We start from the raw sequence: 12,835 nt of genomic DNA on the forward strand, positions 1-12,835 counted from the left end.
GAGCATGGACATCACCTCCTCAAGATTGCCCAGCAGGTCTATCCATTGTGGTGAGGCCTGCTGGAGCCGGCAAAAGCAGGCAGTGCCCTGGCCGTCCATGCATACGTTTTCATGCCGACCTGGGCTTTCAGCGGCGACCGGTCAAACTTGAAGAAGACAGCCGGCCAAACCTTGGTTGGAGGGGATTGCAGGATTGATGGCTACCCCTCGCTCTGACAGCTTCCACCGCCTCCGCACCTACATCGCTGAGCGGATGCGGATGAGCCACATCTACCAGCCGCTGATGCTCATGGAGCTGCTTGGAAGGGGCAGCCCAGCGCCGGCGGAGGACATCGCCCGGCGGATCCTGGGAGAGGACGTGACCCAGATCGACTACTACACCGAGCGCGTCAAGCGGATGGTGGGCAAGGTGCTCACCGGCAACGGCATCACTGCCTACGGCAACGGCACCTACAGCCTGATCGGCGCCGACGAGCTGAGCGACGCCGAGCGCGATGAGCTGCAGCAGCTGTGTCGCCAGCGCCTCGATGCCTTCCGCGAGCAGCGGGGCGAGGAGGTGTTTGCCCACCGCAGCCGCCAGCGAACACCGATCAGCGGCTCGATCAAATATCGGGTGCTGACGCGCGCGCGGGGCCGCTGCGAGTGCTGCGGCGCTCATGAGCACCAAAGGGCCCTGGAGGTGGACCACATCGTGCCCAAAAACCACGGTGGCTCCGACGACCTCAGCAACCTGCAGGCGCTCTGCTTCCGTTGCAATGCCGGCAAGCGCGACACCGACAACACCGACTTCCGCGGCCTGCAGGCCAGCTACGGCCACCGCGAAGCGGGCTGTGTGTTCTGCGCGCTGGAGGGCAGTGGCCGGGTGCTGCTGGAGAACGAACTGGCGATCTGCATCGCTGATGCCTACCCCGTGACGGAGGGTCACAGCCTGGTGATCCCGCGGCGGCATGTGGCCGACGGGCTGGCACTGCACCAGCCGGAGTGGAACGCCGTGACCCAGCTGCTGAAGCTCAGAAGAGAGCAACTGGCGGCACAGGACCCGTCGATCAGTGGCTGGAATGTGGGCCTCAACTCAGGCGAGCCAGCCGGGCAGACGGTGTTGCATGCTCACTGGCACCTGATCCCACGGCGGCAGGGGGACTGTGAGCAGCCGCGCGGTGGGGTGCGTGGGGTGATTGCGGGGCGGCAGAGCTACTGAGGCGGCGATTGTTCACCTGGGCTACAAAAGGTCAAACCCAAGCCACCGTTCATGGCCTACTGGTGGGTCAACCACAAGCAGACCTACCGGCAGGAAACCGACGGTGGTTACATCTGGTCGCCGAAGACCAATGCCAACGGCGCCCGCAATGTGAGCTACGACAACCTCACCCGCAGCGAGCGTGGGGATGTGGTGTTCAGCTACGCCAACGGCAAGATCAGTCAGATCGGGCTGGTGGAAACGGGGGCGATCACGGCGGCAAAGCCACCTGAGTTTGGGGCGGCTGGCGACAACTGGAGCCAGGAAGGCTGGCTGGTGCGGGTGAACTGGCAGCCGTTGCGTCAGCCTCTGGTGCCGCAGACGTTTTTTGAGCTGCTGCAACCGCTGCTGCCCGAGCGCCACAGCCCGATCAGCACCAACACCGGCCGTGGCAATCAGGGTGTGTACCTGGCCGAGCTAGGCGAAACCCTGGGGCTGATGCTGCTCAAGCTGATCGAAGACCATGCCGATCCGGCGGTGCGTGTGCACCTGGTGGTGCTGGCAGAAGAGGGGGAGTACACCGCCGCCCTGCTCGACGACATGCAGCTCTTGCGGGAGGTGCCGAGCAGCACCGAGCGCGATGCCCTCACCAAGGCGCGGCTGGGGCAAGGGTTATTCCGGCATCGGGTATCGGAGCTGGAGCCGGCCTGCCGGGTCACGGGGCTGGCGCGGCAGCAGTTCCTGGTGGCCAGCCACATCAAACCCTGGCGCGACTGCGACAACCACGAGAGGCTCAGCGGAGCCAACGGTCTGCTGCTCTCCCCCCACATCGACAAGCTGTTTGACCGCCACTGGATCAGCTTCGATTGCGGCGGTGAGTTGATCTGGCAACACGAGGCGGCTGGAGAAGCCCTGCGCTGCTGGGGAATCGAAGGGGCGAATCTGATTAGGCCGTTCAGTCGGGAGCAGGAGGCGTTTCTGCAACAACACCGTTTGTCCTTGCGAACCACCTGATCAAATGTTTAGGGCTCCCGCTCAGTTCAGATCCAACCCCTTAAACGTCGCCGTCTTCACATCGTTGTAGAAGATCGGATCGATCTTGTCGATCACATCGGTGTTGACCTCTAGGAAGGCGCGTTTGTTTTCGCCGGGGATCAGAGCGCATCGAGCGCCGTTGTCCATGGCGGCCTGAAGGGGTTCCACCAGGGAGCGGGCGGCTTTGATGTTGCCCTGGATGCTCATGTCGCCAATGACGAGCATGCCGGCGCGGGCTGGGGCCCGGCGGATGGCGGAGAAGGCGGCCACAAAGAAGGCCACGCCTACCTCGGCTTCCACCTTGTTGCCCAGCAGGTCGATGGCTTCCACGTTGTAGTCGTAGCTGTCGGCCTCGTGGCTGATCGAGAAGGCGCTCTTGTTGGCCTGTAGGTAGGCAAACGCTCGCTGGATCGATTCCTTCATTGGGCCACTGATGCCGCCCGCTGGCTTGAGCTTGCCGTTACCTGCCGCGATGGACACCTCCAAGCGGTAGAGGCCCACCGTGCCATCACCGGTGACGGATGCGGTGTAGACCGAGCCAGGTGCCATGGGCTCAGCGGCGATGAGGTCCTGACCGCCCTGCTCGGGCACGCCAACGAAGTGCTCCTCTCCGGAGTCGTTGTCGGAGTAGCTGAACGACGTTTGGCTGTACTCGAAGGAGCCCATCTTCTTGAGCTGCTCCTTGACGCGCCGGCGGCATTCGATAGCGAGCTTGAGAATCTCCTCCAGGTCTTCCTTTGATGGCTCTCCATGGGGATGGATGATCTTGACCAGTCCGGAGACGGTGCGGCGCACGGCCTTGCGGTCGCGGGTGTTGAGGTGGCTGCCTAAGCCGAAGTGGCTGTCGCAGAGCTCGGTGTAGTTGAGCTTGCGCAGGTCGCGCAGGGCTTCTGCCAGGTAGTCGATCACGAAGCCGTAGTGGTCCGTGAAGAACTCGTTGCGCATGTTGGGCACTTCCCAGCCCGGTAGGTAGCAGTGCAGCCGGTCGATGAAGGCGCGGTCGTCGCGAATCACATCGGGCATCGGTGCGAAGAGGTGCCCGGTTTGCACCATCACATCGATCGGCTGCTGGGTGTTGCCGAACATGGCGATGCTGGCGTCGCCGGCAAAGCTCTCGGCACCACGCTGGAACTGGCCCGACTCGCAGTAGGTCTTCATGGTGGTGATGACCTCCTTGGGCATCTTCTGGAGGTCAGCCACCTCGTCGAAGCCGACCACGTCCCAGATCGACACCATTCCTTTGACCTTGCCGCTCATGTGGCCAAACAGGTTGGCCACGGTGGTGGGGCCAGTAAGCAGGGCGGCGTAGGGGGAGAGCTCCTGAACTGCAAAGCTCTTGCCGGTGCCGCGAGGACCGAGCTCCACCAGGTTGTAGTTGCGCTCGCAGAGCGGGATAAGCCGCAGCAGGAATAGGAGCTTGAGCCGCTGGCTGAACTGGGAGGGCTCGTAGCCCATCGAACGGATCAGCAGGTCGATCCACTCCTCGGTGCTGAACTGCGTCCGCAGCTTGCGGTACTCATCGAGGTTGAAGCTGGCCAGCTGGATCGGCGTGAGCTGGCTGATCGAGAAGGGCGCCTTGCTGTCGTTCTCCTCCCACTCCACTTCCACCTGGGCCCAGACACCGCCAGTGAGCAGTCGCTCAAAGGCATGCACGTCTTCATCAGCGATGCGCAGGCTGTTGCTGCCGAAGTTGACGCACTCGGCCACATAGGTGTTGCCGACCAGGCGCACCTTGACCTTGTCGATAAAGGTGTAGCGCCCTTTCTGCTTGACCTTGCTCTGCGCCTTGGTGGCCTCGTCTGGGCGGATGTAGTTGTTGGCCAGGGTGTCGCGCACCACCGAGAGCCCTAGCTCGATCGCTGCCGAGTCAGAGGAGGCGCAGTACTTGCCGAGCAGGTACTCGAGCACGAACACCGGCACGTTGGCGCCCACCTTCACGGCTCGCACCAGGTCCTTGCGGACGCACTTGCCCGCAAAGACCTGATTGACCTTGTCGTCGAGGGCGTCGCGGGCGGGGGTGCTCATGGGGGCTGGATCAGGTGGTGCTGGCTGGGTTGCTGTGCTCGGTGGGGCAGGGCGGCTTGTGGATCACGGGTGAACGACAAACGGCTTTGTGGATCACGGATCGGGGTTTCATGATCCACAAGCTAGGTGTCATGGTCGCCCCTCCGCAACGGCCAGCAGCTGCTCGAGGCAGAGGACCCGGGGGCGCCGGCCGCTGGCTTCCCTGATCACGACAAGAATCTTGGCGTTCTCCAGGCAGCGGAGGATGCGCTTGGCAGTGGGTACGGGGATGCCGGCGTGCTTTTCGAAATCGGTGGCCCGGAAGGTGGGGGTGGAGAAAATCCAGTCCAGGGCCGCCACTGCGTACTGAGAGTGGGTGGCCTCCTGGACGGCGGGCTTGAGGTTTTCGTAGAGAGCCAGGATCTGGCTGGCCCTCTCCTGGTTCTGGCGGGCCTGGACCTGCACGGCTTTCAGGAAGTAGCGGCACCAGCCCGTCCAGTCGCCATCACGGGAGATGGCGAGGAGCCGCTCCACATAGCTGTCCTTATTGGCTTCGAAATAAGCGCTCAGATAGAAGTACGGCATGCGCAGAATGCCGGTCTGCCAGAGGAAGAGCGGCAGCACCATCCGGCCGATGCGGCCGTTGCCATCAAGGAAGGGATGCAGCGACTCGAACTCGGCATGGACGATCGCGAGCTGCACGAGCCGATCGGGAAATTCGGCATGGATGAAGGATTCCCAGCTGCCCATCGCGGCATCGAGCTTGTCGGCGCTGATTGGCACGAAGCGGGCGTCTTCGATGGTGCAACCACGGGGCCCGATCCAGTTGGGGATCTTGCGGAACTCACCTGGTGCCTTGTCGTTGCCGCGCACACCGGAGAGCAGGGTGGCGTGCAGGTTCTTGATCACCCGTAGCGAGAGCGGCAATGCAACCAGCAACTCCTGTGCCTGCCGCATGGCCTGGCGGTAGTTCTGTACCTCGCGGATGTCGTCGCGGCGTTCCTGCGGCAGCGTGCTGGCTTCCGCGTCCGCCTCGAACTCCAGGACTTCAGCCAGGGTGGCCTGGGTGCCCTCGATCCTGGAGGACAGCACCGCTTCCTGGCTGGAGAGGGGGCTTAGCAGAACGGCGGGGTTGGGGATCCCCTCCAGAAGGCCGTCATAGCGAGCCAGGCTGGCGTTAGCAGGGCCCAGTAGCGGGATCAGCTGCTGCCAGTCGAGCTGTGGTGGAGGGAAGCCATCCAAGTGGTAGGGAACAGGAGCCATCAGCCGAGCAGGTCCACTGGCAGATCGGGGCTGCGGTGCAGCACCAGGTCGGTGGCGGCGTCACGCAGCTCCAGGTAGAGCTTCTTGCCGCTCCAGTCGCCGGGAATGAGCAGGCCGATGGTTGCGGGCTGACCGGGGGTGAGGGTGAGGCGGTTTGTGCCTGTGTCGAGCTCAGCGTCGATGGCCTGGATGGGCGTAGCGACCAGGTCTTCTGTTTTGCAGTCGTAGGCAGCGAGCACGGTCTGGCGGGTTTTGCCCTGGTTGAGCAGGTCGATGGGTAGCTCGATCGGCACCATCAAGATGCGATTGGTGACCCTCTCAACCAGCGTTCCTGGCCAGGGCTTCTGCTTTTTGGCCTTGCCTGCGCCCTCAGGGACAGCGCCAGGCGCTGCGCAGCGGAAGCTGAGCAGCGGGATCAGCAGCTCCTGGATGCTGCTGCCGCCGTGGTGAAAGCAGAGACTGCCACCAGCCTTGAGCACCCCGGAGGAACGGGGCAGCACCACCGAAAGGCCGTTTTGTCCGTAGCCAAGGGCAGCGGGCTGGATTTCCACGCAGGAGGGATTGACTGCGGAGGGGTGGCCCAGCCAGCAGCGCCGCTCCAGCTTGAACAGCTTTCCGTCGGGCGGGTCGATGCGCATGGCGGGCTCTCGGCCTAGCGGTAGATGCAGGAAGCCGTGATCCGCAGTGATCACGAAGCGCTCCAACGGCTGCTCCAGCGGCAGGGCTGCCAAGCGGCGCACGGCATCTTCGATGGTGTCGAGCTCGCGCTGCATGTCGGTGCGCACGTTGGCGAGGTTGTCGTCGGTGTCGCGCTCACCGGCGTGGTCAATGCCGGTGCTGGTGACCACCACCGGACCAGTAGCGGCCAGCTTCTCGAGCAGCACGGCCTCCTTGCTGCGAATCAGCTCCACCAGCGAGATCACTACGGCGGTGGGCACCCGCTGCTGCAGGTGAGCGAGGCGTTTGGGCTTGTCATTGCTCCAGCCCACCGGCACCCCATCGACCACGGAGCAGGGGCTGCCAGCGACATCGGCCACCGCAAAGCTGCGCTCCGCGCCGGGCAGCAGGGCTGCCATGCCAACGGGCGTGATCGAGGGCAGGGCGGCCTGGGCGATCTCCAGCTTGAGGTCGCTGAGCTGCTCGCGGCTCCAGCCACTGAAGCGCTCGTGCAAGGTGGCGCCCATCTCGTAGCGCAGGGCATCCACCCAGAACACCACCGCCCTGCCGGCGCCTGGCTGCACCCGCTCGCTCCAGGTGCGCGTTTGTGGGAAGGCACCAGGGATAAGCCAGCCTGCCTGCTGCAAGGCTGCGGTGAAACGTTGGGCCTGCTGCTCCAGTAGGGCCTCGTACCGGCCGCGCAGCTGCTCCAGAGCGTCGCTAATTTCCACCTCGCTGGCGGTGAGCTCAGCCACCTGCTGCTCCAGGCGCCGCTGCAGGCCATCGACGTGCTGGGCGGCCTCTGCCTGATACGGAAGCCAGGCCTCAACGGCAGAGGCGGCCTTAGGCAGCTGGGCTTGCGCCTGCTCAAGGGCCACCCCGAGGGCGGCGGCGGTGCGGGCCAGCTCCCACTGCAGCCGGCGCCTGGCTTGCTGGGCCTCGGTGGGCTGACCCACCAGCCAGAAGCTGTTGTGACGGGCGGCCACCAGCTCCTGCGCCTTGGCGTACTCGCCATTGGCGAGGAACACATCGACGCTGCGCAAAAGGAACTGTTCTTCGCAGGGGAAGGTGTCGATTGAGCCGAGCACGCCGGGCCGCTCGCCGCTGATCAGGGAGCGCAGCTCAAGTTCGGCTTCGATGCGGGTAGCGATGGCGATGTAGGCGGGCGCGTGGCTGCGGCGCAGGCCCTGCACATCGGCGAGGGCGTTTTCTTCTGCGGCCTTTCCAACCGGCAGCGACTGCCTGGCAAAGGCGCTGAGCTCATCGCCATGCCAGTCGTGCAGGAACTCATGCAGCAGCAGGGCCCGCTGGGCCCGCTGGCGCCAGTCGGCCAGGGTTGTTTCTACGGGGAAGCCCAGGCCCCAGCGGCTATGGATCAGCTCCTGCAGCTCGTTCTCCAGCCCTTTGGCGCTGATGGCGTCATCGAGCACATCAGCTGCCAGCCAGAGGCGGGCCAGCTCAGCATTTTCAGGAGAGCTGTTGCGGCCCAGCTGTTGCTGAAACAGCGCCTTGAGCTGACTGAAGCCGCCGCCACCGGATTGCTCCAAGGCCAGCGCGATGTCGCGGTAGGTGAGATCGGGCCGCTTCAGCAGCTGCTCCACCTTGTCGGGCTCGAGCACTTCACGCAGGTAGCCGCGGGCTCGGCTCACCAGCTTGATCTCGAAGCTGGAGCCAGCTCGGAGTAGCTCCAGCAGCACGGCGCGGCCTTCGCTCTCCTGGCGATCCGGTAGGTAGACGAGCAGCGGATCGGGCAGATCTGCTGCAACGTGCGGTTCAAGCTGGCTGCGCAGCTCGTAGAGGCTGCTGCCGGCCACCGCCCAGCCGGCCTGCTGCTCCCCGAAGTTGAGGCAGCCGAGCTCCCTGCCGCTGGGCGGGGCCGTAGCAACGTCGTCGAGAAAGGGTCGAAGCTGCTGGCCCGGATCAAAGACCAGCAAAACCCTGTGCTCGCTTAGCTGCTTGCCCAGCTCCTGGCAGAGGCGGTGGTGGAGCTTGTTGGGGGCTTCCGCTGCCATCAGTCGTCCTCTCCAGCCTGGCTCTCAACAGCTGTGAGACCAGATTCAGTGAGCCGGTATTTGGCCCCACGGGCAGCCCCAAGCTGCTCGATCTGGCCACCTTCCTTGAGCTGCTTGATCACAGCTGTGAGCGAGGCAGCCTCCACAGCCAGCAGCTCGGCAATGGCGTTTCTGCCGAGGCCTTCGGCTGGAGCAGCGGTAAGCACCAGCAGGGTCTGGCGGGAAGTTTCCGCATCTACCTCGGGGGCAGATCCGCGAGGCCGGCGGGAGGTGCCGGTGGAGGCCGACTTCGCGGCCCGTGGGGGGCGGGTGCGAGCGGCGGCCACGGGTGGAGATGCTGCCAGGAAGCGCTCCAGGGCGTTCTGCACCGCAGGCTTGCTGTGTTCTGCAAGCAGGGCCTGCAGCTCAGCTTCCGGCAGCTGACGCTGCAGCCAGTTGCCCTTGCTGGTTTCCTGCCAGAGGCGCTCTTCTAAGCCGTGAGCGATAGCCAGGCTGCGATCGCTCTGGCATTTCCTGATCACCCGCTCGGGCCAGAGATGGAAGGCGAGATGGGCCCAGTCGTAATCACCTTTAACCAGCTTGTCCCAGCACTCCTTGCACTTTCTCTGCCAGGGCGTGTAGGGCGTGATTCGCCAAAGGATGGCGTGGTTGATAATCACGCCATCGTTGAGGTTGGGATTCCAGAGTGGTGCGACTAGCTCCAGTTCACTCTTAAAGAGTCGGAGATCCTGGAGCAGGGCCTGCACTTCATGAAGGAGGCTGGCCGCATCCCCCGACAGGCCACCCTGAGATTCAAATTCGAACTGTTCCCCCTCGGCCTCCTGAATACGTGGCTCGACGAAATCACGCAGCAATCGGTAGAGCGTGTCTGAAGTGAATCGGTGGTAGTAGAGCCAGGCCGAATAGCTGCCGTTGCCAGCGGAGAGCTGCCAGTAAATGGGTGCCTGGCGGCGGCTCTTGGAGTAGCGACTGAGGTGGTATGCAAAGAAACTAGCGGGCTTGCGAAAATAATCGCGAAGCGTCTTTACTGCGAGCATGTCGCATGCCTCTTGTTCAATCGCCTCAGCGGTGGGCCCGCCTTCTTTGCCGCACCAGATGACTTCAATGACTTCGCGAATGTGGCGCTCGAGGTCCAATAGATGATTTGGGTCGTCGACGAGGATCCCGCCCCAGGGGATGCGGACGGGATACGCGGAGGGAACGTCCTCTAGGCGGGCAGGCAAGCCCTTACGGTTTTGTAACTGGCCCGGCGGACAAACCGGTAATGGCGCAAATGGGTCAGGCAACTCCAGGGCGGCCTTCTCTCCCGTTGCATACCGAATGTCCCACCGGCCAAAGGTAACGCCTACAAGCCAAGAAATAATTCGCGAGGCAACCTCAACCTCCAATCCTGGCTCACGGAACAGTCGCTCAGCGACAACTCTAGCTATGCTCCGTGCATCAACCTCAAGCGCATGGGCAACCAACTCGTATCTTCGATTAGCCGCATAGGACTTCATCGTCAACTGACGGCGTGCCCCATGCTTAGCTGTTGCTTCTTTAATAAGATTAGACTCTGAATATTCCCATAGCTCTTCTAGGCGAGCAATGTCTTCTGCAGAAACATCCTTAACATAGCTTGTGGGGTGAGGCCCGACCAAAGAATCTACCGTGTTCCGATCTATTGCATCGAAACCGAGCTCATCAAGTACCTTTGAGTCCACCATGGCATGCTCATCGAGCATCTGCGATATACGACCCGAGGTCTCGACTATATCGGCATCAACATGCTGGCTAATTAGTTTACTGGCTGAGGCAAGGCTCGAGAAATAGCGAGATGTTTCATCATTATCAAAAAGACTCATCCCCTGAGATACAAGCCGTAGGGCATGCTTGACAATCTCATCAGCGCTTAACCATATCGGGGGCGGAAGAAGCGCTATAACTCCACACCTATACTGGTTTGCCATGCTGCCCGGAGAAGAGGCATCTCCGGAACCATACACGGCATCAACGATTAATTTAAAAGCCCTGGAATAGCTTCCCGCAATATATGCTAGATCTCGGTTGCGTGTTCCGCAAAAGATCGCCTGCCCAATAACACTAAATATGCATCCATCGGGAAGCACGCGCGCGGAAAAGTCGCTAGTAGTACGCTGAGGCCATGTAACACCAGGCTTGAAATAGTGTTGCACATTTTGCGGCCGTGACCGAACTTTTCCCTTATCATCAAAAAAGTTCCGAATTTCTGCCCCACTATTAGCCCAATTCACCAACAAGTGAATGTCGGCCCAATAAGGCTGATATTCACCACCTTTTGCGTAGTAGGCCCATGAAGCGCTTTTGCCGACAGCGCCAGAGGGTATTTCCCACGCGAGCCGCAGAAAACGGAAGTCGTCACTGGGCTGTAATCCAACTGCTGCTTTCCCCCCCATGGAGGCCAGACTGACTCCAGATGCAATCCTTCGAGCTAACGAGAGTGGAAGCTGGTAAGCCAATACATGGCCAGGGAGCGAATGAAAACTATCTAATTGATGGTGAAAGACAAAGCCCCCGCGGACATGCCGACCGCCAACAAGAAGCTCAGTTGTAGCTGATTCCTTATCGCGAGAATCAAGAACGCGAATGAAGGTCGATTGAGAGCGCTTAGTAATGCCAAGGTCGATTACGAATGCCGCAGCCTCCACCTTTGCACCGTCGAGGACTCCAAAACCCAAATCAAGTAAGCAGTACAAGCCCGATTTTGCACCCAACAAATAATCATCACGCCAGGTGTCGAGGGTCTCATTTGCAATGAACACCCTATTGGTTATTGCACCAAGACATCCGTGATGCTCGAGTCTTGCTGTGAAGCAACTGGCAAACGCCATTCCGATGTCGCTCTTTGATTCGACATATGAATCCCCCATGTAATTGCGAGCATTGAGCGCTACTTCGCCGAAGGGTGGATTCATTTCAACTACATCATAACGTTTGCGACACGCATCAATGAAGGCGAACCCCTGTGCTGCATCGTCAGCGAAGAGTCGACGCTGAAAGCTTCCACTATTCTCAGCCGCTTCTGCATAGTCGCGAAGCGCAAGGTAAATACGTTCCTCGATATTTATCCAGAAGTCCTTGGTGAGGTTCTGAAGATCAGCGTTTAGCGAAGAACCCACCCCGCCAAGCGCAGCTAATTCAGCCGCACTGAAAAGATCCCGCTGCTGAATAGCAAGCTTCTGCCATTCCCTTCGTGCCTGATCAATGGCATCACGGATCTCCTCTTCAATCTTGAGCAGCGATCCGGCTTCTCCAGCCAGCTGCATCTTGTCAAAGATCGTCTCCAGCAGCTGCTGAACAAGCCCCCTTTCCGCCTCAGGGAATTGCTGATCCACAAAATCAGCCAGCAGCTCCCTTTCGCCCGGCATCGGTTCAGCGCACACCACATTGGAGCGAGTGATTGCTGGGCGAGCAGCAACCGCTACTCCCTGCTCCTGCCAGGCTCGCTGTGCTCTTAGCCAAAGGGTCAGCCTGGCGATCTGGGTGGCCCTGGGATCAATGTCTATGCCGTGGATGTTGTGCTGCAGGATCAGCCTGGGCACCTCACGCAAGAAGGCTGCCTTGCTGGCGAAGTACGCTGCATAGGTAACAAAGGCAGCAAAGGCTTCTCCTTGCTTTGCCTGCTCATCTGACCCTTGGGCGATCTCCCAGGCATCCTCGTAGATCGCTAGATAGAGATCAAAGGCATAAAGCCCAAAGTGCATCGAGCCACAAGCCGGATCCAGCATCCGGATTTCACGCGGATCCTTCAGTGGTCGATGGGGGATGTACACCGGCTGTTTGAGCAGTTCCTCCTGGCTGAGGGCTTCATCAGCAACGACCTCCGCTGGCGCCTCTTCCCCTGGCTGCAGCCAGATCTCATTCGGCCGTCGCACCAGGTAGCGACAGCGCTCTTTTACGTCGGTATCGCCCTGCCGCATCTCATACCAGATGCGTCCCAGGGTGTTGTCCGTGAGGAACTCCACCACATAGCGCGGCGTGAAGAACTGGTTACGCACTGCCAATTCGCGGCTGTTGCGTGGCACAGAAGACTCCTCGCGCATCTTCTTGCGCTCGGCATCGCCGTTGAAGTACTGATAGATCCAGCCCAGGGTTTCATCTTCTCTCCAGAGCTCAGCCAGCTCTGGCCTGTTGAGGATGTCCAGCAGATCGAGGAGCGCTGTGCGCTTTGGCCACAGCAGGCTGGCTGGATCGCGGGGATCAAATAGGGCACGCAGCTCGCGGCTCACATCCTCAAAGATTGTCTCCAAGTACAGCCGGTAGCTGCTCTCTTGCTCCACCAGCAGCCCTTGGGCCACAGCGGTGAACTCCTGAAAACCTTCGCTCTCGAGCCCACCGCTTACGCAGGGCCGCACCAGCTCTCGGGCCTCCATGAGTTTCAAGGCCACAAAGCGGTTCAATGCCGTGAAGGCCATCTCTCGCAGGGCCAGCAGCAGGGCCTCCTTCTCGTCGTTGATCTGCGCAGACCTGTGCTCGATCCAGGCCAGGAGCTTCTCGCGCAGCAGTCGCTGCTCGGCCTGCAGGTGGGCGCCAGGCTCCTCGCTCCAGCGGCCGGCGGCCACATTGATGTCGTAGGTCTCCAGCAGCTGCCTGCTGAACTCCTCTTCCAGCAGGCGGCGGGCTTCCTGGGTGGCCTTCTGTAGGCGGCTGCGTTGCTCCTTTTCCATGG

The 12,835-nt window shown here is 61.5% G+C and carries 6 protein-coding genes; 2 read left to right on the plus strand and 4 right to left on the minus strand.

All coding sequences use genetic code 11. The annotated features are described in order from the left end of the window. Positions 1-196: 196 nt before the first annotated feature. Entirely contained in the window at positions 197-1,198 is a 1,002-nt protein-coding gene (locus KBY70_RS13175) for an HNH endonuclease (RefSeq protein WP_254988807.1), read from the plus strand. Between the two features lie 51 nt (positions 1,199-1,249). Next, entirely contained in the window at positions 1,250-2,191 is a 942-nt protein-coding gene (locus tag KBY70_RS13180) for an HNH endonuclease (protein ID WP_254988808.1), read from the plus strand. Between the two features lie 21 nt (positions 2,192-2,212). On the opposite strand, the gene brxL is transcribed toward KBY70_RS13180, so the two are convergent. From brxL to pglX, 4 genes are all read right to left on the minus strand, one after another. Then, positions 2,213-4,237 (minus strand): protease Lon-related BREX system protein BrxL, encoded by a 2,025-nt coding sequence (gene brxL, locus KBY70_RS13185; RefSeq protein ID WP_254988809.1) that lies wholly within the window; start codon positions 4,235-4,237, stop codon positions 2,213-2,215. Positions 4,238-4,366: 129 nt separating this feature from the next. Next, on the minus strand, positions 4,367-5,479 hold the full coding sequence (locus KBY70_RS13190; protein ID WP_254988810.1) for a Fic family protein: 1,113 nt from the start codon (positions 5,477-5,479) through the stop codon (positions 4,367-4,369). After that, positions 5,479-8,148 carry a PglZ domain-containing protein gene (locus KBY70_RS13195; protein WP_254988811.1) on the minus strand — a complete coding sequence of 890 codons (2,670 nt, stop codon included), beginning with the start codon at positions 8,146-8,148 and terminating at the stop codon, positions 5,479-5,481. Before KBY70_RS13195 ends, KBY70_RS13190 begins: the two co-directional genes overlap by 1 nt. Beyond that, a complete protein-coding gene (pglX, locus tag KBY70_RS13200) occupies positions 8,148-12,833 on the minus strand; it encodes a BREX-1 system adenine-specific DNA-methyltransferase PglX (RefSeq protein ID WP_254988812.1) in 4,686 nt (1,561 codons plus the stop codon). Before pglX ends, KBY70_RS13195 begins: the two co-directional genes overlap by 1 nt. Positions 12,834-12,835: the final 2 nt, after the last annotated feature.

This window comes from Cyanobium sp. ATX 6E8 (assembly GCF_024346335.1).
GTDB lineage: Bacteria > Cyanobacteriota > Cyanobacteriia > PCC-6307 > Cyanobiaceae > Cyanobium_A.